Source organism: Streptococcus cristatus (genome assembly GCF_003943535.1).
GTDB lineage: Bacteria > Bacillota > Bacilli > Lactobacillales > Streptococcaceae > Streptococcus > Streptococcus cristatus_L.
Map to the genome: position 1 here is coordinate 13,203 of NZ_RJPU01000008.1, position 22,507 is coordinate 35,709.

24 protein-coding genes are annotated in these 22,507 nt (G+C 45.4%); 4 read left to right on the top strand and 20 right to left on the bottom strand.

What is annotated here, in order from left to right; genetic code table 11:
• The 9 genes from rplV to tgt all read right to left on the bottom strand — a co-directional run bounded on the left by rplV (position 1) and on the right by tgt (position 5,721).
• Positions 1-345, bottom strand: a complete 345-nt coding sequence (gene rplV, locus D8790_RS08980) for a 50S ribosomal protein L22 (RefSeq protein WP_005591300.1) — start codon at positions 343-345, stop codon at positions 1-3.
• An 11-nt stretch (positions 346-356) separates the two neighbouring features.
• Positions 357-638 carry a 30S ribosomal protein S19 gene (gene rpsS, locus D8790_RS08985; protein WP_000533766.1) on the bottom strand — a complete coding sequence of 94 codons (282 nt, stop codon included), beginning with the start codon at positions 636-638 and terminating at the stop codon, positions 357-359.
• Between the two features lie 86 nt (positions 639-724).
• Entirely contained in the window at positions 725-1,558 is an 834-nt protein-coding gene (rplB, locus tag D8790_RS08990; protein WP_125388353.1) for a 50S ribosomal protein L2, read from the bottom strand.
• A gap of 17 nt (positions 1,559-1,575) precedes the next feature.
• The gene (locus D8790_RS08995; RefSeq protein WP_005591301.1) at positions 1,576-1,875 is read right to left on the bottom strand and encodes a 50S ribosomal protein L23; all 300 of its coding nucleotides are present in this window, start codon (positions 1,873-1,875) and stop codon (positions 1,576-1,578) included.
• Entirely contained in the window at positions 1,875-2,498 is a 624-nt protein-coding gene (rplD, locus tag D8790_RS09000; protein WP_005591302.1) for a 50S ribosomal protein L4, read from the bottom strand. Before rplD ends, D8790_RS08995 begins: the two co-directional genes overlap by 1 nt.
• A gap of 24 nt (positions 2,499-2,522) precedes the next feature.
• Entirely contained in the window at positions 2,523-3,149 is a 627-nt protein-coding gene (rplC, locus tag D8790_RS09005) for a 50S ribosomal protein L3 (protein WP_045498245.1), read from the bottom strand.
• An 81-nt stretch (positions 3,150-3,230) separates the two neighbouring features.
• Positions 3,231-3,539 (bottom strand): 30S ribosomal protein S10, encoded by a 309-nt coding sequence (gene rpsJ, locus D8790_RS09010; RefSeq protein WP_005591304.1) that lies wholly within the window; start codon positions 3,537-3,539, stop codon positions 3,231-3,233.
• A 375-nt stretch (positions 3,540-3,914) separates the two neighbouring features.
• Positions 3,915-4,553 (bottom strand): uridine kinase family protein, encoded by a 639-nt coding sequence (locus tag D8790_RS09015; RefSeq protein WP_125388354.1) that lies wholly within the window; start codon positions 4,551-4,553, stop codon positions 3,915-3,917.
• Positions 4,554-4,578: 25 nt separating this feature from the next.
• A complete protein-coding gene (gene tgt, locus D8790_RS09020) occupies positions 4,579-5,721 on the bottom strand; it encodes a tRNA guanosine(34) transglycosylase Tgt (protein ID WP_005591306.1) in 1,143 nt (380 codons plus the stop codon).
• A 147-nt stretch (positions 5,722-5,868) separates the two neighbouring features.
• On the opposite strand from tgt, the gene D8790_RS09025 reads away from it, so the two are divergent.
• Positions 5,869-6,702: a DUF975 family protein gene (locus D8790_RS09025; protein ID WP_125388355.1), complete on the top strand. Its 834-nt coding sequence runs from the start codon at positions 5,869-5,871 to the stop codon at positions 6,700-6,702.
• 194 nt (positions 6,703-6,896) lie between these two features.
• On the opposite strand, the gene D8790_RS09035 is transcribed toward D8790_RS09025, so the two are convergent.
• From D8790_RS09035 to polA, 5 genes are all read right to left on the bottom strand, one after another.
• On the bottom strand, positions 6,897-8,363 hold the full coding sequence (locus D8790_RS09035) for an alpha-L-fucosidase (protein ID WP_125388356.1): 1,467 nt from the start codon (positions 8,361-8,363) through the stop codon (positions 6,897-6,899).
• Positions 8,364-8,591: 228 nt separating this feature from the next.
• Positions 8,592-9,257 carry a DUF6287 domain-containing protein gene (locus D8790_RS09040; RefSeq protein ID WP_125388357.1) on the bottom strand — a complete coding sequence of 222 codons (666 nt, stop codon included), beginning with the start codon at positions 9,255-9,257 and terminating at the stop codon, positions 8,592-8,594.
• Between the two features lie 261 nt (positions 9,258-9,518).
• Positions 9,519-10,016: a kinase gene (locus D8790_RS09045; protein ID WP_125388358.1), complete on the bottom strand. Its 498-nt coding sequence runs from the start codon at positions 10,014-10,016 to the stop codon at positions 9,519-9,521.
• A 1-nt stretch (position 10,017) separates the two neighbouring features.
• The gene (locus tag D8790_RS09050) at positions 10,018-10,455 is read right to left on the bottom strand and encodes a CoA-binding protein (protein ID WP_125388359.1); all 438 of its coding nucleotides are present in this window, start codon (positions 10,453-10,455) and stop codon (positions 10,018-10,020) included.
• A 421-nt stretch (positions 10,456-10,876) separates the two neighbouring features.
• Complete coding sequence (polA, locus tag D8790_RS09060) at positions 10,877-13,519, bottom strand: DNA polymerase I (RefSeq protein ID WP_125388360.1); 2,643 nt, start codon at positions 13,517-13,519, stop codon at positions 10,877-10,879.
• Between the two features lie 98 nt (positions 13,520-13,617).
• Here polA and D8790_RS09065 point away from each other — a divergent pair, with 98 nt between their 5' ends.
• Positions 13,618-14,160 (top strand): histidine phosphatase family protein, encoded by a 543-nt coding sequence (locus D8790_RS09065; RefSeq protein WP_125388361.1) that lies wholly within the window; start codon positions 13,618-13,620, stop codon positions 14,158-14,160.
• 79 nt (positions 14,161-14,239) lie between these two features.
• On the top strand, positions 14,240-14,725 hold the full coding sequence (locus D8790_RS09070; RefSeq protein WP_125388362.1) for a YcxB family protein: 486 nt from the start codon (positions 14,240-14,242) through the stop codon (positions 14,723-14,725).
• Positions 14,726-14,772: 47 nt separating this feature from the next.
• Here D8790_RS09070 and D8790_RS09075 read toward each other — a convergent pair whose 3' ends face one another.
• From D8790_RS09075 to D8790_RS09095, 4 genes are all read right to left on the bottom strand, one after another.
• Complete coding sequence (locus D8790_RS09075; RefSeq protein ID WP_125388363.1) at positions 14,773-15,387, bottom strand: HAD-IA family hydrolase; 615 nt, start codon at positions 15,385-15,387, stop codon at positions 14,773-14,775.
• Positions 15,384-16,661, bottom strand: coding sequence for an MATE family efflux transporter (locus D8790_RS09080; RefSeq protein ID WP_125388364.1), 1,278 nt, complete (start codon positions 16,659-16,661; stop codon positions 15,384-15,386). The genes D8790_RS09075 and D8790_RS09080 overlap by 4 nt, the downstream gene beginning before the upstream one ends.
• 108 nt (positions 16,662-16,769) lie before the next feature.
• Positions 16,770-18,254 (bottom strand): threonine synthase, encoded by a 1,485-nt coding sequence (gene thrC, locus D8790_RS09085; RefSeq protein WP_125388365.1) that lies wholly within the window; start codon positions 18,252-18,254, stop codon positions 16,770-16,772.
• Between the two features lie 272 nt (positions 18,255-18,526).
• Positions 18,527-19,222, bottom strand: coding sequence for a GNAT family N-acetyltransferase (locus D8790_RS09095; RefSeq protein WP_125388366.1), 696 nt, complete (start codon positions 19,220-19,222; stop codon positions 18,527-18,529).
• Between the two features lie 335 nt (positions 19,223-19,557).
• Between D8790_RS09095 and D8790_RS09100 the strand changes: the two genes are divergently transcribed.
• The gene (locus D8790_RS09100) at positions 19,558-20,403 is read left to right on the top strand and encodes a MurR/RpiR family transcriptional regulator (protein WP_045498277.1); all 846 of its coding nucleotides are present in this window, start codon (positions 19,558-19,560) and stop codon (positions 20,401-20,403) included.
• Between the two features lie 273 nt (positions 20,404-20,676).
• On the opposite strand, the gene D8790_RS09105 is transcribed toward D8790_RS09100, so the two are convergent.
• Together D8790_RS09105 and D8790_RS09110 are read right to left on the bottom strand one after the other, a co-directional pair.
• Positions 20,677-21,561 (bottom strand): ROK family protein, encoded by an 885-nt coding sequence (locus D8790_RS09105; protein ID WP_125388367.1) that lies wholly within the window; start codon positions 21,559-21,561, stop codon positions 20,677-20,679.
• A gap of 18 nt (positions 21,562-21,579) precedes the next feature.
• Entirely contained in the window at positions 21,580-22,497 is a 918-nt protein-coding gene (locus D8790_RS09110) for a dihydrodipicolinate synthase family protein (protein ID WP_125388368.1), read from the bottom strand.
• Positions 22,498-22,507: the final 10 nt, after the last annotated feature.

The window sequence follows — 22,507 nt, forward strand, 5'->3', positions numbered from 1 at the left end:
TTATTTTTCTGCAACAACCACAGTGATGTGGCTTGTGCGTTTGTTGATTGGTGAAGCTGAACCTTTAGCACGTGGACGGAAACGTTTCATAGTTGGTCCTTCGTTTGCGAAAGCTTCAGATACTACCAAGTTAGCTTTTTCCAAACCAAAGTTGTTTTCAGCATTAGCGATTGCAGAGATCAATACTTTTTCGATAATGCCAGCAGCTTTGTTTGGAGTGAATTTCAAGATTGCGATTGCGTCAGCGACGTTTTTACCACGGATATTGTCAAGAACTAGACGAGTTTTACGAGGTGAAACACGCACTGTACGAGCCATTGCTTTAGCTGAAGTAATTTCTGCCATTTATGTTCTCCTTATTTTCTACGTGTTTTCTTGTCGTCTGCAGCGTGACCTTTGTAAGTACGAGTTGGTGCAAATTCACCAAGTTTGTGACCTACCATGTCTTCTTGGATGTAAACAGGCACGTGTTTACGTCCGTCATAGACTGCGATTGTGTAACCGATGAAACTTGGGAAAATCGTTGAACGACGTGACCAAGTTTTGATAACTTTTTTCTTTTCGTCGTTAGCTTGAGCTTCAACTTTTTTCATCAAATGCTCATCGACGAAAGGTCCTTTTTTAAGACTGCGTCCCATTTTTATGTTTTCTCCTTTAAAATAAGTACCACAGCGGCCTGCGCTGCTAGGCAGCGCTACCGAGCTGGCGGATAGATTGTTTTAGATTATTTCTCGTTGCGACGACGAACGATAAGTTTGTCAGATTTCGCTTTCTTGTTACGAGTTTTAAGACCAAGAGCAGGTTTGCCCCATGGAGTAGATGGCGCTTTACGACCAACTGGTGCTTTACCTTCACCACCACCGTGTGGGTGATCGTTAGGGTTCATTACAGAACCGCGAACTGTTGGACGGATACCTTTCCAACGGCTACGACCTGCTTTACCAAGGTTAACCAAGCCATGTTGTTCGTTTCCGACAACACCAACTGTAGCGCGGCAAGTGCCAAGGATCATACGAACTTCGCCTGATTGAAGACGAACAAGAGTGTATTTACCTTCTTGACCCAATACTTGAGCAGAAGCTCCAGCAGCACGAACCAATTCACCACCACGACCTGGTTTCAACTCAATGTTGTGAACCAAAGTACCAACTGGGATGTTAGCAAGCGGAAGTGCGTTACCGATCTTGATATCTGCTTCAGGACCTGAAACGATACGTTGACCTACTTCAAGACCTTTAGGAGCGATGATGTATGCCTTCACACCGTCAGTATAGTGAACCAAAGCGATGTTTGCTGAACGGTTTGGATCGTACTCGATAGTTTTAACTACTGCTTCAACAGCATCTTTGTTGCGTTTGAAGTCAATCAAACGGTAGTGACGTTTGTGACCGCCACCTTGGTGACGAACAGTGATGCGTCCGTTGTTGTTACGACCAGCTTTGCTCTTAAGAGAAACGAGCAAAGATTTTTCTGGAGTGCTAGTAGTGATTTCAGCGAAATCCAAAGAAGTCATATTACGGCGACCGTTTGTTGTTGGTTTATAAACACGAATTCCCACGATATTTCCTCCTTAGATTATTCTGCTTCAGCAGCTCCGAACAACTCGATTGCTTTTGAATCTGCTGTCAGAGTGATGATAGCTTTTTTAGTTTTGTTAGTAAAACCAGTGTAACGTCCAACGCGTTTTGCTTTAGGTTTTACGTTGATAGTGTTGACATTAGCAACTTTAACTCCTTCAAAAGCAGCTTCAACAGCTTGCTTGATCAAAAGTTTGTGAGCGCGAGTGTCTACTTCAAATACGTATTTGCCTGCTTCAAGCTGAGCCATTGAGCTTTCAGTGATGACAGGCTTTTTGATAACGTCATACAAATTCATTATGCAAGAACCTCCTCAATTTTAGAGATAGCTGCTTGAGTAACAAGAAGTTTGTCGCTGTTTGCGATGTCAAGAACACTTGCTGTTGTTGCTGTTGCAACTTTAACATTTGGAAGGTTACGTGCTGAAAGTGCAGCAAATTCATTTCCTTCTTCAAGAATAACAAGTACTTTTGTGTCAATGCTCAATGCTGCAAGCACTTTTGCAAACTCAGCAGTTTTTGGAGCTGTAAATGAAAGGCTGTCTACAGCTACGAATTTGTTTTCAGCAACTTTTTCAGAGTAAACTGATTTCAATGCCAATCTACGAACTTTTTGTGGAAGTTTGTAGGCATATGAACGAGGAGTTGGACCGAAGACGATACCACCACCACGCCATTGTGGAGAGCGGATAGAACCTTGACGAGCACGTCCAGTTCCTTTTTGACGCCATGGTTTGCGTCCGCCGCCTGATACTGCAGAACGGTTTTTAACAGCGTGAGTTCCTTGACGGAGGCTAGCGCGTTGGCTGATGATCACGTCGAAGACAACTGATTCATTTGGTTCGATACCAAAGATTGCGTCGTTAAGAACTACTTCACCAGCTTCTTTACCAGTTTGGTCAAATAATTTTACGTTTGCCATTGTGACTGATTTCCCCTTTCTTTATTATTTACCAGCTTTAACTGCTGATTTGATAGTGATAAGAGATTTCTTAGCACCAGGTACGTTTCCTTTGATCAAGATAACGTTTTTCTCTGGAACAACTTGTACGATTTCAAGATTTTGAATCGTTACACGGTTGCCACCCATACGTCCAGCCAAGTGTTTGTTTTTGAAAACACGGTTTGGCGCAACTGGTCCCATTGAACCAGGACGACGGTGGTAACGTGAACCGTGAGCCATTGGACCACGAGATTGGCCGTGGCGTTTGATTACACCTTGGAAACCTTTACCTTTTGAAGTTCCTGTTACATCAACAACATCACCAGCTTCGAATGTATCAACTGTGATTTCCGCACCAACTTCCAAGCCTTCAATGTTTTTGAATTCACGAATGAAGCGCTTAGGAGCCGTGTTAGCTTTCGCTACATGTCCTTTAGCAGGTTTGTTGCTCAATACGTCACGAAGGTCATCAAAACCAACTTGAACTGCGTTGTAACCGTCTGTTTCAACTGTTTTTACTTGAAGAACAACGTTTGGAGTTGCTTCAACAACAGTTACAGGGATTAATTCGCCAGCTTCAGTGAAGATTTGAGTCATTCCCACTTTTTTCCCTAAGATTCCTTTTGTCATGAGAAAATGTTTCCTTTTCTATTTTTTTGTCTAAAAAGTTTTTAACGAGCGTTTTTTATGCTCAAGATATCAAGCTTTAGATTAAAGTTTGATTTCTACGTTCACACCACTTGGAAGGTCCAACTTCATCAAAGCGTCAACTGTTTTTTGAGTTGGGTTGATGATGTCGATCAAGCGTTTGTGAGTACGCATTTCAAATTGTTCGCGAGAATCTTTGTATTTGTGAGTCGCACGAATGATTGTGTAGAGGCTACGTTCAGTTGGAAGTGGGATTGGACCCGCAACTTCAGCACCTGTACGTGCAGCAGTTTCTACGATTTTTGCAGCCGCTGTATCAAGTGTACGATGTTCGTAAGCTTTCAAACGGATGCGGATTTTTTTGTTTGCCATCTTTTTCTCCTTTTTTCGTCTATTTAAGATAATAGGCTAGCTCCACAAGAAAACCGACAGGTGATTGCGTGGCAATGCAACCGAGCGTGTCGCAACCTCTTGCATCAAAGCTACAAGCTGTTTTTTACAGCACCATAGTATCTTAACACAAAGAACCAAGCATTGCAAGGGATTTGAGCAAGTTTTTAAAGATTTTTAGGATAATTTTTTATGAAAGTGTTTTCTAGGTGACTTATAAGTCTTGTAATCATTTATATAGAAGAAAATTTAGATTATTCTACCTAGTCGTTTGAGTTTTTGCTCAAAAAATAAAAATGCTCACTGACGCACGTCAGTGAGATAAAAAATGAAAAATTTGCTTTTAGCTGCTTTGTTTTATAACAACGGGCTGTTCTTTTCAATGCGAAAATCGTTGCCTGACTGGCAGATGACAAGGTCGGCAGCTGCTAGATAAGGCTGATAAAAGTGCTGATATTGCTCTCGCCGAGCTAGGTGCGTCTGCTCTATCCACTCAGGCCTGCGCTCTCGCACAGCCACATCCCGCGACAAGCGGCGTTCTAACTCAGTTTGATCATCCGTGTAAAAGCAAATCGATAAATCAAACAAGCTTTTAGGCAAAAAAGCTGCTGACATGCCTTCTACTATTAAAATTGGCTTTTGAGCTGACAAACGCAAACTTGGTGACCAAGCTTTTCCAATGGTCAGAATATCCAGACCAGACTGCAAAGCACAAATATCACGCTCCAGACTACTCAGTTCATGAACGGCTGGGATAGAAGCCGTTACTTTTTGATGAGGAAAATCCTTAGAACTGAGCAAATCTCGATACTCCCCAGTAATTACATAAGGATCTGTTTCCAGCAGATTGGTTCCTTCCTCACCCAAGGTAAGCTGGAGTTTTCGAGCAAAAGTTGACTTACCCGAAGCTCCGTGACCAAAAATCCTCAGAGTGTGCTTTTGACCATCCGACAGGTAGTCTACCAAGCTTTCCAACAATTTTCCTTCATCAGACATACTTCTTCCTTTCTAATGAAGACTCTTAGAAATTCCTCTTGGAGCGGTTGTAGCCGTAGCGCTCAACAAAGTCTTCTCGGAATTCTAACAAGTTATCATCCATAATAGCTTGGCGAACTTTCTTCATAAGGTTTACCAAGAAGTAAAGATTGTGGTAACTGGTCAAGCGGAGGCCAAAGGTTTCATCAGCTTTGAGTAGGTGGCGGATATAGGCCCGCGTGTAGTTTGTACAAGTGTAGCAATCACAGTCGTGATCCAGTGGCGTGAAATCTTCCTCAAACTGGGCATTTTTGACAACCAGACGTCCCTCGCTGGTCATGCAGGTGCCGTTTCGGGCAATCCGAGTCGGCAGGACGCAGTCAAACATATCAACGCCACGGATAACACCATCAATCAAGCTATCTGGCGCTCCCACTCCCATGAGATAGCGAGGCTTGTTTTCAGGCAGCAAAGGCGTTGTGAAGTCCAGTACCGCATTCATTTCCTCATGAGACTCACCAACAGCCAATCCTCCAATAGAGTAGCCTGGGAAATCCATGCTGACCAAATCTTGAGCAGACTGGCGGCGCAAATCTTCAAAGCCAGCTCCCTGAACAATCCCAAAGAGACCTTGATCGTGTGGACGAGTGTGGGCCTTGAGTCCGCGCTCTGCCCAACGGCTAGTCCGCTCAATGGACTTCTTGACATAGTCATAAGGCTGGTAGAACTGCGGGCACTCATCAAAGGACATCATGATGTCGCTACCTAAGTTGTTCTGGATAGAGATAGCCTTTTCTGGCGAAAGGAACATCTTGGAACCATTAAGGTGGTTCTTAAAAGTCACTCCTTCTTCTGTGATGTTGCGACTATCCGCTAGAGAATAAACCTGAAAGCCACCACTATCGGTCAGAATAGGCTGGTCCCAGTTCATGAACTTGTGTAGGCCACCTGCACGGGCAATCAGCTCATCACCCGGCCGCAACCAGAGGTGGTAAGTATTGGCCAAGATGATACCAGAACCCATTTGCTTGAGCTCTTCTGGCGACTGGGTCTTGACCGTAGCCTGAGTGCCGACCGGCATAAACATAGGCGTTGGGAAGGTTCCGTGGGGCGTGATAATCTCCCCCAAACGAGCACCTGTGTGCTTTTCTTTTTTGATCAAACGATACTGAATCGGTGAATCTGACATGTTTCCTCCTGCTGGGAAAGACAGTCCCAGCTATTTTCTTCTATAAAATAAGCGACAGGCGCTCATAAGATACCGTATGATTTTACCAAAAAAAGTCTTGTCTGTCACGATATGTGGTATAATAAAAATCATGAAATGGAGGTCTGTATGAATTTAAGCGAAATCCGTGCCCAGGCACGCACTATCCGAAATCAAACCAACGGCATTTACTCGCTCTTTGCCATTCCAACTCTGGTAACCATCTTATCTACCTATCTGTCTCCCAACCGTCATCTAGAGGAGATCGTTCCCCAGTTGGAGGTCAATCAGGCCTTTGTTGTGATTTTTGGTCGTCAAATTTTTCCACAAATCGTAGAATTTATCATCGCCCTGCTCTTTTTATCTGCTGGCTTCAGCATGATGGATGTCGTCCGGAAAAAACGCGATACGGTTGGCTTTACGGATATTGGCCGAATCTTTTCTGCCGAGCTTTTTTCACCGATTTTTATCACACAGCTGACTAAGAGTATCCTCCTCTTGCTGTGGAATTCTATCAGCCTTGTCGGTTCATTTTTCCTTATTTTCAGCAGTTACAAGGTGCTAGCTATTTATGGGAAAATATCCGATGTGTCCCAATTGACAGCTGCTAGTCCTGAGGTGGAGCAAATCGTCAGCTATGCGCCCATGATGTTTCTCGGTACTCTCATTGTCTTGGCTGGTACGGCAATCTTCCTGATGGCCAACTATGCTTACTCTCAGACCGACTTCATCCTTTATGATCAGCTGAGTACAGGCACCTACCAAGGACCTTGGCAAGTCATTGTGCAAAGCAGACGCATGATGAAAGGCTATAAATGGAAACGTTTCTTGCTGGATCTGAGCTTTATCGGCTGGTATATCCTGATTGGTATTACACTGGGAATCGCTGGAGTTGTGGCCTATCCTTACATCACAACAGCCCGAGTACTCTTTCATGAAAATTTAAAATCACTAGGTAAGTAAAATGAGAGTGGGACAGAAATCGGTAATTCGTTAGAATTCGATTTCGTCGTCCCACCTCCGCACAGTTGAGTAGGGCTGTAAAAGCTGATGAAATCAGCGTAGTAGAGCCCACACAACCACTGCGCCTTGCTCGACAATCCAAAGACAATTGAGAGGCTAGGACTTTTGTCCCAGCCTCATTTTTTCGTCTAGATTTAACGCAGTTGGACTTTCACTACCAAGGGTAAGTCGGCTGCTACACTCGGCATGAAAAGACACAAACCTTGAGGCATTTGCTCCCATTCAAGCGCTTCATCATAGCCTAGTAAAGATAGCTTTTCTATGATACCATGAAAGCGAGAAGCGGGATTTTCTCTTTCGTCAGCCAAAGCCTGAATCGTCAGCCACTGATTTACTGCAGGCTCCATCAAAAAGGCATACACCGCTCCGCCCTTGGCCGTGAAACGGAAATCCTGGTTTGTATACGGGATGTTTTTTCCATCCGAAAATGGCCCACTATCTACTTGTGTCGGACCTTCTCCAAATTGCCTCCACGCGCGTGAATCATAGATCGCTTGACCATTCACTTGGAGCCAAGCCCCGATTTCTCTCAAGATTTCTTGATCTTTTTCTGGAATCGCCCCGTCTCCTTTTGGCCCAATATTCAGCAGCAAATTCCCATTTTTGGACACAACATCAATCAAGGTCTGGATGATTTCTTTAGCTGATTTATAGTCAAGGTTTTCTGTGTAACCCCAAGAATTTCGCGCAATAGCTGTATCCGTCTGCCAAGTGAAAGGCTGGATCTCTGCGAAACCGCCGCGCTCCACTTCCACAATCCCCGCACCAAAAGCCAGCGCACCATGCTTGTAGCAGATGCTAGTCGGCTTCTCAGAAGCTGCTCCTAAATTATAGTAATAGGCCGCAAAAAGCTTTATATACTCTTTAAAAGCTGCATGCTGAATCCACCAGTCAAAATACAAAATCTCAGGCTGGTAATCTCGAACCAACTCACAGGTGCGCAGGAGCCAATCATCTAGAAACTCCTGACTCGGATAAGGCTGACCAAACAAATCATGGTGGTCTGGCTCTGGCATAGCCGGCCAATAGAGTTCCTCGCGACTGACTTCGCTGGCAATGTCACTAGCAAACTCCTTCCCATGTGAAAAGAAAAAATGATGCTCCGCCCGATGGGAGGAAGTACAAAAATGAACCTGCTCTCTTTGGGCTGCCTGACTCAATTCCCCCAAGATGTCACGCTTTGGGCCCATTTCCACACTATTAAAAGAAGAGAGCTGGCTGGCATAAAGCTGGAAGCCGTCGTGATGCTCCGCCACTGGAAACATGTATTGGGCTCCCGCTTCTTTAAAGAGGCGCAGCCATTCGTCCGCATGAAAATTTTCGGCAGTAAAGAGTGGGATAAAATCCTTGTAGCCGAAATCTTTGTGAGGCCCGTAAGTTTTGATATGATGGTCAAACTCTGCCGTACCCTGGATGTACATATTTCGAGAGTACCACTCGCTCCCAAAGGCAGGAAGGCTGTAAAGTCCCCAGTGGATAAAAATCCCAAACTTAGCCCTTTTGAACCAGTGGGGAACTTGATAGGTCGCAAGAGAGTCCCAGTCTGGATAGAAAGGGCCTTGGTTGGCAACTCTTTGAATTTCTTCTAAAGATATTTTCATCGTTACTACCTCATCATTCGATTAAAACGCTTTCTTTTATTGTACCAATTTTTGGAGAAGAAAGAGCCATTTTACAAAAAAATAATCCAAAACAGCCCTATGAACAAACTTTTTTCGATAAAGCAAAGAAAAAGGAACAGCAATTAATTCTGTTCCTTGTTTTTATATTGTCAGCATGACGAGTACCTTGGAAAGTCACTCGCACCACGATGTTCATCATTCAATACATCAATTCGCTACGCGATAGTAGGGATGTTGGCTTGCATAGGTAAAATCTTGCCCCACTAAAATGCGTTCTTTCGGATTTTCACTTCCAGTATCATAAAGACGAGCTCCTTTAGGAATGGCTGTGAAGGAGGCCACTTGATTCCCTGATTTATGAGTTAAAAACGCTCCAAACTTACCTTCATATACTTGACTATTTGTCAAAGTGTAGTCGCTTGATTCATTTCCTCTGTAAGTATGAGACACCAAGCCATTTGCATCAAATACTAATTGATTGCCCAAATCGTCTTGCCAAGTACCTGCAATGCTAGAGAAATCACCATTTGCTAGAGCATTGACATCCATACCGGAAGTTGTTGGAGTCACTGGGGCAGCTGGAGTTGGTGACGTGTTCGAATCTGCTGAAGTCTTGTTGTCCACGGGCTTCTCAGCCTGGCTGGAAACACTCTGGTCGCTAGATGTCTGAGGAGTTGAAGAGGATGTCACGGAGTTAGAAGCAGAACTTTGCTTAGCTGATGGTTTGGTAGAAGACTTGCTAGAACTGCTAATTTTAGAGCTCTGAGAGGTAGAACTACTAGCCTCCGTGGAAGGTTTGGAACTACAGGCTGCGAGCAGGAAAGCAGAGCATAAGGCAGTGGCTGTCAATAGAATAAATTTACTACGTTTCATAATGGAATCTCCTTGTCAGTTTATCATCAATTTGCTAAACGATAGTAGCGATGTTGGCTTGCATAGGGGACATCTTACCCCACTAAAATATATTCTTTAAAACTTTTTTGTAACAAAAGAAATATTTTGTAATCTAATTGTAATCCTGTGAAATAATTTTGTCAACATTTTGTGTGATATTTTTCTCAAAATTTATTTAAAATTTCTGAAAATGCCTTTTTGATGCAAAAAGCACAGAAGTTCTTCCTCCTGTGCTTCGTTTCAAATTTTCTTTAAATCCTGAACGATCCGCTCAAAGGCTGCCTCCAAGGAATCTTCGTCCCTAAAGAACGATTCTTCTTGCCAGCCTAAGAAATTTCGATCTTTCCACCAGCGCTTCATGTCGGCCGGGGTAAATTCTTCTTGCTTCGCTCTAGTCTGATGGCGGCGGACGGTTTCTTCGAAAGTCAAATCATAGTAATATGCTAGAGTCTGAGAACCAAATAAATTCCGCAAACGCTCTAGCATGTGCCCATAAATATCTGTCTCATAGAAACCTTCTACCAAGACCAGCAAATCATGTTCGTAGCCGAAGCGTGCCAATGTCTCTGTCAGGTCAATAGACAAATTTCCCGGCTCGACTTTTTCCTTGAGCATGTCCCGTCTAACTGTGTCCTGCGCAATCAAAAGAGTCCCTCGACCATAGTATGCCTGCAGTTTCTTAGCCAAACTCGACTTGCCAGAGCCAGAATTACCATGAATGATAACTAACTTGGTCATCTTATTCGCCTAGAATCAAGCGGGTATGCTCGCGTTTGATGCAGCGATCCATAACGATATCTTCATAACCAGCTTCCCGCAAAATCTGCTCAGCTTCTTCATTTTCCAAGCCCAACTGAGCCCAGAAAATCTTGGCATCTGCTTCCAGAAAATCACGCGCCACATCTGGCAAAAACTCGCTACGACGGTAAACATCGACAATATCCACTGGGAAAGGGATATCTTTGAGACTGGCATAAACCGTTTCACCAAAAATCTGACTGCCCGCTGCTCGCGGATTGACTGGGATAATCCGATAGCCCCGCGCTTGCATTTCCTTGGACACACGGTTACTGGTCGTTTCCTCACGGTCTGATAGACCGACAACGGCAATCACCTTGCTGGTTTCTAGATAGCGCTTGACAACGCCGTCACTGGGATTTTGAAAATGGTAAGTCATAAACTTCCTCCTGTTTTATAAATAATTTTCAACTTTTTTACAATGATATATTAGCCAAATGCGGTACAAAAAAGATGGTTTCCCTCGAGGCTGGGACAAAAGTCCTAGCCTCTCAATTGTCTTTGGATTGTCGAGCAAGGCGCAGTGGTTGAGTGGGCTCTATTACGCTGATTTCATCAGCTTTTAGAGCCCTACTCAACTGTGCGGAGGTGGGACGACGAAATCGAATTCTAACGAATTACCGATTTCTGTCCCACTCTCTGTGTCAGCTTTCTATTTTCACTTTGTGTTTTACGCCCTTGATATCTTAAACTGAATACGAGCTAAAACCTTAGAAAATAGATAATCCGTTCTAGGAGCATGACTCCTTCGGCCAGATTCCTGATTTTCAGTCGTTTTTTGACGCTCTTTGTATCTTATCTTACTTCGCCTCGTACCAAGTTTGGCCGGCATTTTCATCAGCCACTAGTGGAACGGCTAGCTCAATCGCGGCTTCCATGGTTTCTTTGACTAGCTGGCGGACGGCTGTTAGCTCGTCATTTGGCACTTCCAGCACGATTTCATCGTGAACCTGCAAGAGCATGCGAGACTTGAAATTCTTCTCTGTCAGTGCTCGGTCCAGATTAATCATAGCGACTTTGAGAATGTCTGCGGCAGATCCTTGGATGGGGCTGTTAATAGCTGTGCGCTCCGCAAAATTTCGGATGTTAAAGTTGCGGGAATTGATGTCCGGCAAGGAGCGACGGCGATGGTAAATGGTCTCTACATAGCCCTTATCACGCGCTTCGCGAACGATGGTTTCCATATAATTCTTGATACCAGGGAAGCGCTCAAAATAAGTCTCAATGTAGTCTTTAGCTGCCTTACGGGAAATGCCCAAATTATTAGCCAGTCCGAAGTCGGAAATGCCATAGACTACTCCGAAGTTGACAGCCTTGGCATTGCGGCGGTCATTCGGCGTCACATCCTCTGCCTTTTCAATACCAAAGACCCGCATGGCTGTAGCCGTGTGAATGTCTTCTCCATGCTGAAAGGCAGCAATCAAATGCTCGTCCTGAGAAATATGAGCCAGCACCCGCAGCTCAATCTGGGAATAATCCGAGCTGAGAAGCACACTGTCTGCCCACTCTGGCACAAAGGCCTTGCGAATAAGACGCCCCTGCTCCAAACGAACGGGGATATTCTGCAGGTTCGGATCAACCGAGGACAAGCGGCCCGTCTGGGTCAAATCCTGAACATAGCGAGTGTGAATCTTGCCGTCAGCCGCTATCGCCTCCTGAAGTCCGATGATATAAGTAGACTGGAGCTTGCTGATTTGACGGTATTCCAGAATCTTAGACACAATCGGTGCAATGGGTGCTAAACGCTCCAGCACATCAACTGCTGTCGAGTAGCCCGTCTTGGTCTTTTTGGTGTACTCCAGTGGCAATCCCATATCCTCAAAGAGAATGGTTCCCAGCTGTTTCGGTGAGTTGATATTGAACTCCTGACCAGCCAGATCATAAATCTCCTGCGTCAGACTTTCCAGCGTCTTTTCATTTTCCGCCTGCATGCCCTGCAGGGTTTCCCGCTCAACCTTGATTCCTGCAATCTCCATCTTGGCTAGGACAAAGGCCAGAGGCTGCTCCATTTCAAGCAACAAATCCAGCTGATCGTGGGAACGGAGCTGTTCTTGCATTGGCTCTTCTGTTTCCAGCAACACTTGGATTTTACGAGCTAGATGCTTAAAGAGCTGCTCTTGCTCCGGCAAAGCGCGCTTGGCTCCCTTGCCATAAACCTCGTCATCCGTCGGCAGAATTGTTTGGCCGTAGAGGCGAGCAATAGTCGCCAGCTCATTATCCTCGACCGTCGAAAGCAGATACTTGGCTAGACGCGCATCAAAGGCTGCTGCCGGCAGTTCAATGCCGTAATGACTGAGCAGTACCTTAGTCCGCTTGAGATCGTAGGTTTTCAGAGCTGTTTTTGTCAAAAACTCCTGAAAGAGAGGTTGCTGTAGTAAATCGCTGGAGCCAACATAAATCTGACGACTATCTCCCCAAGCAAGGCCGACAATCTCTTCCTTGTGGTAGTTGTCACCCAAGATTTCAAAATAGAAGAATTGCTCTGGTGCCAGCATATCCGCTGTCACCTCAGTCACTTTGGTAAATTCAATTGGTTTGACTTCTACCGGCTCTTGACTAGTCCCTAGCTGAGCCTTGAGCTGCTTGAAGCCCATCTCGTCATAGAACTTGCTCAGAGCCTCTACCTGCGGACCCTTATAAACCAAATCATCCAGTCCGATTTCAATCGGAGCCTGAGTATTGATAGTAGCTAGAGTTTTAGATAAAAAGGCCTTGTCCTTGTCATTGATCAGATTTTCCTTCATCTTGGAAGCCTTGAGCTGGTCAATGTTTTCATAGAGATTTTCCAAAGAACCATACTCCAAGAGGAGCTTGAGACCAGTCTTCTCACCAATCTTGGTCACTCCGGGGATATTATCCGACTGATCGCCCATCAGCGCCTTGAGGTCAATGAACTGCTCTGGTGTGATGCCCATCTTTTCCATGAGGTAGGCTGGGGTAAATTCTTCAAACTCGGCCACACCTTTCTTGGAAATCTCCACCACGGTATTGTCATCCGTTAGCTGAATCAAGTCTTTATCGCCGCTGACAATGGTCACATCGTAAGGCACTGCTGTCTTTTCAGCCATCTTGTCCAAGGTTCCGATGATGTCATCTGCCTCATACTGAGCCAAATCGTAGTAGTGAATGCCTAGGTGCTTCAGCATTTCACGGATAAAGGGCAGTTGCTCACGAAATTCATCCGGCGTCTTGGCCCGACCAGCCTTATAGTCGGCGTACATCTCGGTCCGGAAAGTCGTCTTGCCAGCATCAAAAGCTACCAGGACATGAGTCGGCTGCACGCGCTCCAAGAGATGATTGAGCATGAGGTGGAAGCCATAAATGGCGTTGGTATGCAGGCCCGATGGACTCTTGAAACGATCGATTTGATTATAAAGCGCAAAAAAAGCGCGAAAAGCAACGGACGAACCGTCGATTAATAATAATTTGTTCTTTTTTTCCATAGGTTTATTATAACACGAAAGGCGGGCAAAGACAGAAAAGGCGGCGTGGAAAATAGGTAGAAAATGAATTGAGATTTAAATTTTGCTATAATCATCTTATGAACAACACCTACTATTTTATCCGTCATGCGCATTCTAACTATACACCTGATGAAATCAACCGACCATTATCAGATAAAGGACAAGAATCCTTGGCGCAGCTTGACTTTTTAGCAGATAAACCCATTACCGCTATTTATTCCAGCCCCTACCGAAGAGCTATCCAAATGGTTGAGCCTTTGGCTCAGAGTCTGAAACTCGCTATTCAAACCGACAAACGACTAATAGAGCGAAAACTAAGTAGTCAAGCGATTACCGACCAAGACTTTGAAGAATGTCTCATGCAACTTTGGTCACGGCCAACATTTTCACTTGTTGATGGTGAATCCAATCAGCAAGCTCAACAGCGTGCCTTAGCTCTTCTTCATGAACTGGAAAGCAAACACCAAAACGAAGAAATTATCATTAGCTCCCACGGTAACCTGATCTGCATCTTGCTGAGCGCATTTGACTCCAGCATTAATTATGACTTCTGGCGCAGCCTAAACATGCCAGATGTGCTGGTTTTAGATAAAAATGGGACTATCTCTCGCCTCCTATAAAAGATGGCATCGCCTAGCAAGAGCCAGCTATATCTTGTCGCTCTTCTATGGTATAATAATAAAAACTAGGAGGTAAAGCATGTTCCCAATAACCATTCCAACTCTTGTGACTGAGGAAGTCTATCAACGATTTGCATGGTCTGTTTTCATACGTGGAAAAGGATTTTTACTAAATATTCTCATCTTTATAGGAATCATGTCGCTCTATCTGACCTTTATACCTGAGCAACTGAAGCGATTCTCTGTGTTTACCATGCTATTTGCATCTTTGATTACATTCTCAGCCATATACTTTGGCATGGACTTTCAGATAAAGAAAGCCTATCAAAAAACTCCTTTCTGGAAGGATATGGAGCAAACTCTTATATTTGAGAAAGATAACTTTTCTGTGAAAAGCAAACGAGGAGAGTTTCTTTATAGCTATGATGACATCGTCAAAGTTTTTAATACCAAGGAAGATTTTTATATCATGTTGGGGCCAAATGTCGGCTTCCCTATTGAAAAAAAGAACTGTACTCCCGAGGCTCTTGAGTTCTTGCTAGAACTTCACATTGAGCATATGTAAAAGAAAAAGCAGGCTAGACTGACAGTAAATCAGTTCTAGTCTGCTTTTTATCTTGTAAATAATTGCTTGATATCCAGCAACTTCTCTATTTTCTGATTGATTTCTGGTCGGTAGTCACAGAAGTTAATGCTCTGGATGCCACTGTTGACGGCAACATCCACATCCAGCGTCCGGTCGCCGATATAGTAGGTTTCTTGCTTGTCCAGACCGTATTTCTCGACCAGATAGTCGACACCTTCTGGGTGGGGCTTGCGCTCAAAGCCATTGGCTGTTGTGATGATTTCTGTAAAATAATCATGAATGCCCAAGTCTTGCAAGATTTGATGGGCATTGAGTCCCTTGTGGGTATAGACAAACTGGGCAATGCCCTGCTCCTTAGCCCAAGCCAGTATCTCCGCAGCTCCTTCCATCATATGGACCTGAGCATTTTTCTCCTTTAGGCTTGCTCCACGGAAGGCATTCATCTCGGCAGCGTCCAGACCTTTCTCAGACGCTACTTTTTCCAAAAGCTTCTGGACAGAGTGCTTTAGGATATAGCTGTGAATACTGGCTCTATCGAAGTCCAGACTATAGTGAGCATAGGTTTCCTCAATTCCTGCCAAAATAGCATCATAGGAGTCCAGCAAGGTGCCGTCCAAATCCCAAATAAACGCTTTTGTCATGCAATTTCCCTCATTTTTCTGTCAAATAAAACCTTTAAAAATAGCCAGCGGAAGCCATTGTCCAAGAGAGTCCCAGCCCAGACACCCGGAAGGCCCAAGCCAAATGTCACGCCCAGCACATAACCCGCAATGATGCGAATCAGCCACATGCCAACGGTCGTGGCATAAAAGGGCAATCTAGCATTGCCCAGCCCCTGCCAGACAGCTGTGTAAATCACGGTTCCCACTGTCATAGGAGTTCCCAGCAGGGAAAAGAGGATAACTGAAAGACTAGCTGTGATCGCTCCGCTATTGTCCGTATAGAGCACGGTCAGGGGTCGACCAAGGGCGAAAATCCCTAAAGCCAAGGGCAGCATGCAAGCAAAAGACAGCCAGAAGGCCCGCTGACGAATCAGACCAACCGCTTGCATATCACCCTCGCCAACCGCATGGGCGACCAGCATGACTGTTGCTGTCGCGACCCCGAAAGCCGGCATGTAGTTAAACTGAGTCAGGACTTCACCAATGGCATTCCCCGCTACTGCGTCCGTCCCAAAGACGACCACAATGGCGATGATTACCACATCACCTGCCCGCATCATGAGCCGCTCTCCAGCAGCCGGCAGAGACAGGCGCAAGAGCTCGCCATCTAGGCCCCAGCTCCAGCGGATCGTGGACAAGTCTAGCTCCCGCCAGAGAATCAGCACACCGACCAAACGAGCCAGCACCGTTCCCAGCGCTACACCGACAATACCAAGCCGAAAGACGTAAATCCCCAGACCGGAAAAGAGGGCATTGAGAACATTGGTCAGAAGACTGACATACATGGGAAATCTAGGATTGCGCATAACCCGCACCAGAGCTCCAAAGGAAGTCATCAAGCCCAACAAGACAATAGTCCCACCAACCAGAGCCAGATAGAGACCACCTGCTTCAGCCACCGCTTTTTCCGTCCCCAGAAGGTCCAGCATCTGCCTGCCAAAGAGCAGGGAAACCAGCCCCAACAGAAGACTCAGAAGCAAAGTCAGCTTGATAGCCTCAGCTGTATGATAGGCCAGATGCTCCTTGTCCCCCTGCGCCAGAGTCTTGGAAATGATACTGGAAATAGCAGCCCCCAGCGCGATAAAAATTGCCTGATAAATAGTAATGATGTTACCGGCCACCGAGACACCAGAGATTGCAATCAGCCCTAGACCGGCCACCAGATAGCTGTCGACCATACCCATGAGCATCTGCAAAAAATTCTCCGCCATAGCTGGCAAGGCGATATTCATGATTTTTTTATACGTCGTCATAGAGAAAATTCTCCCTCTTAAGCATCAGCTACTTCACTTTCTTTCATTGGACATCCTAAGAAAAAATCAGCCAGATATCCAGCTGATTTTAGGCTTTCTAAGCCATTTTTACAATTCCAAGTAATCTTCGACTGCTGCCTGCATTTGGTCTGCAGCGACTGTGGTTTTGTGGCGAACTGGTGCTGATTCTAAGCCATCCACAGCTGGTGGCAGGGCTACGCCAGAAAGTTCATGCAGTTGGCCCAAAGCCTCAAAATCACTGAGGCCTGTCTGACCAGTCACAGCCTCAACGGCCACTACTGGGAATTTATAAGGACTAGCGGTAGACGCGATAACAGTCTTGCGCTGATCACCTGTCTCTGCCAGATATTTTTGATAGACAGCAGACGCAACGGCTGTATGAGGGTCTTCGATGTAGTTAGAGACTTGATAGACCCGCTTGATTTCAGCTGCTGTTTCTTCTTCTGTCGCATAGTCAGCCGCAAAGAGCTCTAAAATCTCAGCGTCAAAGTCCGTCAGTTCATACTGTCCATGCTCATTCAGAGCCGCCATCAGGGCAGACGTTTTCTCAGCGCTGTTACCAGACAGATGGAAAATCAAGCGCTCCAAGTTAGAGGAAACCAGAATATCCATGGACGGACTAGTCGTCACCTTGAAACTCCGCTTCTTGTCATAAACCTGAGTCTTGAAGAAATCCGTCAGGACATTGTTCTCATTTGATGCGCAAATCAGCTTGCCAACCGGCAGACCGATTTGCTTGGCATAGTAGGCCGCCAGGATATTACCAAAGTTCCCTGTCGGAACTGTAAAGTTGACCTTGTCTCCTGCTGTGATTTCTCCCGTCTTCACTAGCTGAGCATAGGCATAGACATAGTAGACAATCTGCGGCACCAAACGGCCGATGTTCATGGAATTAGCTGATGAAAACTGGAGTTTGTGCCCCAAGAGACGAGCTCGTAGGTCTGTGTCATTGAACATGTGCTTGACATTGGTCTGGGCATCGTCAAAGTTGCCGTCAATGGCAACAACATGCGTATTGGCACCTGTCTGCGTCGTCATTTGCAACTCTTGGACCTTGCTGACACCGTCTTTGGGATAAAAGACGATAATCTCAGTCCCAGGAACGTCCGCAAAGCCTGCCATAGCCGCCTTGCCTGTGTCGCCAGAAGTCGCTGTCAGAATGACAATTTTGTTTTCCAAGCCGTGCTTTTTGGCTGCGGTTGTCATCAAGTGAGGCAGGATAGACAAAGCCATATCCTTGAAGGCAATGGTCGCTCCGTGGAAAAGCTCTAGATTGTACTGACCATCCAGCTTGACCAAGAGAGCAATCGCCGCATCATCAAACTTGCTGTCGTAGGCATGGTTGATACAGTGGTCCAGCTCCGCTTCAGAAAAATCATCCAAAAATGCAGACAAAACCAGCTTGGCTACTTCCTGATAAGAAGCGTCTTTGAGCTTGGCAAAGTCCAAATCGACCTGCGGATAGGTAATGGGCGTAAAGAGCCCGCCGTCTGTCGCCAAACCTTGCAGAATCGCCTGGCTGGCTGTTACTCTATTATTTTCGTCACGTGTTGATTGATAAACTAAAGTCATTCTTTCTTTTCCTTTATCTGTAGTTCGTTTTATTATATCAAAATTTATCAGAAAATTCTCCATTTTTATCAAAATTAAAAAACAAAAAGAGAGTGGGACAGAAATCGGTAATTCGTTAGAATTCGATTTCGTCGTCCCACCTCCGCACAGTTGAGTAGGGCTGTAAAAGCTGATGAAATCAGCGTAGTAGAGCCCACTCAACCACTGCGTCTTGCTCGACAATCCAAAGACAATTGAGAGGCTAGGACTTTTGTCCCAGACTCAATCAAATGTTAAAACTCAGACAAGGCTTTTATTTGCTGGCCCTTTTCGTCGAAATTGTCTGGGCTCAGCCATTTCTCCAGACGAGTCTTGACGGCCGGCCAATCGCTGTCAATCATAGACAGCCAGTCCGTGTCTCGGTTGCGCCCCTTATAGACGACCGCCTGACGAAACCTGCCTTCATAGGTGAAATCAAGTCTCTCTGCTGCCCGTCTTGAGGGCTGATTGAGTGCATCGCATTTCCATTCGTAACGGCGATACTCCAGCTCTTCAAAGACATAGCGTGCCAGTAAGTACTGGGCTTCTGTAGCCAGTCTGGTGCGCTTCAGCTGCGGTGAATAGGTCACAGCGCCTACTTCAATCACACGGTTGCCTCGGTCAATCCTCATTAATGCGAAGGTTCCCAGCGCCTTGCCACTCTCCTTGTCCACAATGGCATAGTGGAAACGATCCTGAGCTGCCAGCATCCGATCTAGCAAACCATCCCACTCCTCCTGACTCTGAGCAACATTTTGAAAGAGATAGGTCCACATATCAGCAGGTGAATCCGGACCATACACTTCATACAAATCTGCTCCATGCTTGTCCTTGGATAGCTGCTCAATGACAACATACTGTCCTTCTATTCGCTCCATCTTGGGCAGATCCCCCGGTTTAAAGTCCGACAGAGCCTCTCCAATAGGCTGGCCTAGTTCATTGATTCGCATAAAAAACCTCACAATCTAGCTTTACTGATTTCCAAAATAAGAATTGGAAGCTGTAAGTAGCAGTGGCTCCTATCTCCCTTGCTTCAGATCCAAACTTGGAACATTACTTGTGTAAATTATATCACTTTTTCCTGTACCCGACACAATCTTTAGGAAATAGCTGCTCAGAAAGAAAGACCGTCATATTATCAGGAAATACTGAAACTACTGATCGCTCATACTCCAATGGAAAGTAAGGTCTGATAATTCTTGGCTGTGAAAACACTTTATTCCCTCTAAACTATGTTATAATGAAAATACGTTTTTATTATTTTGACCAAAGAAAGTGACCCATCATGAGACACCAACAGAATATCTTGGCCATCATCGAAAGCTGTTACGACACTATGACCGATGTCGAAAAGCGGATTGCCGACTATTTTTTGAATCCGACCGATATAGAAGGGGACCTGTCCTCCCTCGAAGTAGCCCAAACTTTACACATCTCGCAGGCGGCCTTGACCCGTTTTGCAAAAAAATGTGGCTTTAAGGGCTATCGAGAGTTCAACTTCCAATATCTCCAACAGCTGAAAATCAGCAAAACGGAGCATACAAATCTGAAAAATGATTCGTCCCGCCAGGTGCTACGCAACTATATTCAAATTCGGCAACAAACCGAGGACTTGATTGACGAAAAAAGGTTGGAGCGCGTAGCCCAGCTGATTGAAAAAGCAGATCGTGTCTATTTTTTTGGCACGGGAAGCTCGGGGCTCGTCGCTCGCGATATGAAACTGCGCTTCATGCGCTTAGGGGTTATTTGTGAAGCTCTGACAGATGCGGATGGCTTTGCTTGGACAACGAGCATTTTAGACAAAAACTGCCTAGTTATCGGCTTTTCTCTTTCAGGTCAAACCCCATCCATTATTGACAGCCTGATTGATGCTAAAGGCATGGGGGCCAAGACCGTGTTAATCACTGGCCAGCCTGATTTGATTAAAGAAGACTTTTCAGAAATCATCCCAGTTGCAATGCAAAGTAAACCTCAGTTCATCCAACGAATCTCAGCTCAGTTCCCAATGCTGCTGATGATCGATATACTTTATGCCTTTTTCCTAGAAATTGACCGAGAGAGAAAGGAAAAAATCTTCAATAGTTACTGGGAAAACCACAAACTTAACGGTTATTACCGTAGACATCAATAAAAGGCTAGGACAAAAATTCTGGCCTTATTTTTAACCCCTTGATGGGTTACTGATTGCTCAACCTCGAGGGACTGCTACTTCTTAAAAGGCTTGGGCAACCTTTTAAATCTACTCCTAAAGACAAGTGGGCAAAGTTAAATTTTTTGAAAATTTAGCTCTATCCACCGAATTTTTCCTGTCATTTCAATTCCTTCTAAAATATCGTCTAGCCATCTACAGAAGCAGTTTGTCTAAAAGCAAGAAACCTGAGGTCACTCCCCAGGTTTGCTTGGATTACTGATGTTTATTTTTAAAGTGGTAGTAGGCTCCGAACATGCCTGCCGTATTTTGGTGATAGGCAAAGGCTAGTTTGGTCTTCTCAGCTATGCTCGGCACCAGAGCATCCTTGAGAGCCGCTTGGATCCGCGGTCGGAGAATGGCCTCTTGCCCCATAATACCACCGCCCAAGACGACGATTTCCGGATTGACGACATAGCAGATATTGGCAATGCCCTGCCCCAGATAGCCTACCATGCGGTCAATTCCTTTGATACAGAAGGTATTGCCTTCGGTCGCTTCTTTGAAAATCCTGCGACCATTCCAGAGAGAGGGATCTTCTCCGTGCAAGTCAGCAACATATTGAACCAAGGCTGTGGTCGAAGCTACATCCTGAAAGGCTCCGTCCGGCAGGTGCAGATAGCCTACTTCGCAGGCTGAGTTGCTAAAGCCGTGAAAAACTTGCCCATCCGCTACTAGACAGCCACCAATCCCTGTCCCAATCGTTAGACAGACCGCAATTTTTGCTCCCTTACCATGGCCAGACATGACCTCAGCCAGACCGGCACAGTTGACGTCGTTCTCAATCTCGCAAGGAATGAAAAACTCCTCCTCCAAGACCTTCTTAAATTGCGTCCCAGCATAGTTAGGAATCTGAGGGCCAGCGTAAAAGATTTCTCCCTTGTCTGGATCGACCATGCCAGCTGAGGAGATACAAATCCCCTCAATCAAACCAGCCTGCGCATAGTCCGCAACTATCTTTTGAACCTTACGCATAATTTCTGGACCACCCTTATGGGCTTCCGTAGGTATTTCATGGGCTTCTACTAACGTTTCTTGGTCGTCTATCAGGCCGTATTTGATATTGGTACCGCCAATGTCAATCGTAACATAATTTCCCATAAGTATCCTTCTTTCTTTTTAGAGGAAGCGCTCCTTAGTTTCTTGGATCAAGGCTGCTGCTGCTTCTACGACTGGACGGTCTGCTTCTACGACTGGTGTCAGAGGAGCACGAACAGAGCCGATAGTCAGTCCTTCGTTGAGCTTGAGAACTTCTTTGATAACAGCATACATATTGCCGTGAGCACTGGTTAGCTTGCCGATAATATTGTTAATGGCAAACTGCAACTCTTTAGCTCTTTCTAGCTCCTTGTCTGCAATCAGTTGATTAAGCTTGAGGAAGAGTTCTGGCATAGCCCCATAGGTACCACCAATTCCAGCTGCTGCTCCCATGAGACGACCTCCCAAGAACTGCTCATCTGGACCGTTAAAGACCAAATGGTCACTGCCACCAAGTGCTGCAAAGGTCTGGATGTCCTGAACTGGCATGGAGGAATTTTTCACCCCAATCACGCGCTCATTCTTCAGCATTTCCTTATAAAGACTCGGAGTCAGCGCTGCACCAGCCAATTGCGGAATATTATAAATCACAAAATCAGTGTGTGGGGCAGCCGCACTGATATCATTCCAGTACTGAGCGACAGAGTATTCTGGCAGTCGGAAATAAATCGGCGGAATAGCCGCAATGGCATCAACTCCTAGAGCTTCCGCATGTTTTGCCAACTCGATACTGTCCTTAGTATTGTTGCAGGCTACGTGAGCAATTATAGTCAGTTTGCCCTTAGCAACTTTCATTACTTCTTCCAAAATTACTTTTCTGTCGGCCACGCTCTGGTAGATACATTCGCCTGATGAACCGTTGACATAGAGACCTTGCACGCCCTTGTCGATGAAATACTCCACCAAAGCGCGAGTCCGCTCCGGGCTGATCTCACCCTCCTCGTCATAACAGGCATAAAAAGCTGGGATGACACCGTGATATTTCTTTAAATCTTTCATTTTCAAATTT

Bases quoted from the DNA above. Each gene is read 5' to 3' on its own strand.
- rplV (WP_005591300.1), bottom strand. From the start codon at position 345: ATGGCAGAAATTACTTCAGCTAAAGCAATGGCTCGTACAGTGCGTGTT.
- rpsS (WP_000533766.1), bottom strand. From the start codon at position 638: ATGGGACGCAGTCTTAAAAAAGGACCTTTCGTCGATGAGCATTTGATG.
- D8790_RS08995 (WP_005591301.1), bottom strand. From the start codon at position 1,875: ATGAATTTGTATGACGTTATCAAAAAGCCTGTCATCACTGAAAGCTCA.
- rplD (WP_005591302.1), bottom strand. From the start codon at position 2,498: ATGGCAAACGTAAAATTATTTGACCAAACTGGTAAAGAAGCTGGTGAA.
- rplC (WP_045498245.1), bottom strand. From the start codon at position 3,149: ATGACAAAAGGAATCTTAGGGAAAAAAGTGGGAATGACTCAAATCTTC.
- rpsJ (WP_005591304.1), bottom strand. From the start codon at position 3,539: ATGGCAAACAAAAAAATCCGCATCCGTTTGAAAGCTTACGAACATCGT.
- D8790_RS09015 (WP_125388354.1), bottom strand. From the start codon at position 4,553: ATGTCTGATGAAGGAAAATTGTTGGAAAGCTTGGTAGACTACCTGTCG.
- tgt (WP_005591306.1), bottom strand. From the start codon at position 5,721: ATGTCAGATTCACCGATTCAGTATCGTTTGATCAAAAAAGAAAAGCAC.
- D8790_RS09025 (WP_125388355.1), top strand. From the start codon at position 5,869: ATGAATTTAAGCGAAATCCGTGCCCAGGCACGCACTATCCGAAATCAA.
- D8790_RS09035 (WP_125388356.1), bottom strand. From the start codon at position 8,363: ATGAAAATATCTTTAGAAGAAATTCAAAGAGTTGCCAACCAAGGCCCT.
- D8790_RS09040 (WP_125388357.1), bottom strand. From the start codon at position 9,257: ATGAAACGTAGTAAATTTATTCTATTGACAGCCACTGCCTTATGCTCT.
- D8790_RS09045 (WP_125388358.1), bottom strand. From the start codon at position 10,016: ATGACCAAGTTAGTTATCATTCATGGTAATTCTGGCTCTGGCAAGTCG.
- D8790_RS09050 (WP_125388359.1), bottom strand. From the start codon at position 10,455: ATGACTTACCATTTTCAAAATCCCAGTGACGGCGTTGTCAAGCGCTAT.
- polA (WP_125388360.1), bottom strand. From the start codon at position 13,519: ATGGAAAAAAAGAACAAATTATTATTAATCGACGGTTCGTCCGTTGCT.
- D8790_RS09065 (WP_125388361.1), top strand. From the start codon at position 13,618: ATGAACAACACCTACTATTTTATCCGTCATGCGCATTCTAACTATACA.
- D8790_RS09070 (WP_125388362.1), top strand. From the start codon at position 14,240: ATGTTCCCAATAACCATTCCAACTCTTGTGACTGAGGAAGTCTATCAA.
- D8790_RS09075 (WP_125388363.1), bottom strand. From the start codon at position 15,387: ATGACAAAAGCGTTTATTTGGGATTTGGACGGCACCTTGCTGGACTCC.
- D8790_RS09080 (WP_125388364.1), bottom strand. From the start codon at position 16,661: ATGACGACGTATAAAAAAATCATGAATATCGCCTTGCCAGCTATGGCG.
- thrC (WP_125388365.1), bottom strand. From the start codon at position 18,254: ATGACTTTAGTTTATCAATCAACACGTGACGAAAATAATAGAGTAACA.
- D8790_RS09095 (WP_125388366.1), bottom strand. From the start codon at position 19,222: ATGCGAATCAATGAACTAGGCCAGCCTATTGGAGAGGCTCTGTCGGAC.
- D8790_RS09100 (WP_045498277.1), top strand. From the start codon at position 19,558: ATGAGACACCAACAGAATATCTTGGCCATCATCGAAAGCTGTTACGAC.
- D8790_RS09105 (WP_125388367.1), bottom strand. From the start codon at position 21,561: ATGGGAAATTATGTTACGATTGACATTGGCGGTACCAATATCAAATAC.
- D8790_RS09110 (WP_125388368.1), bottom strand. From the start codon at position 22,497: ATGAAAGATTTAAAGAAATATCACGGTGTCATCCCAGCTTTTTATGCC.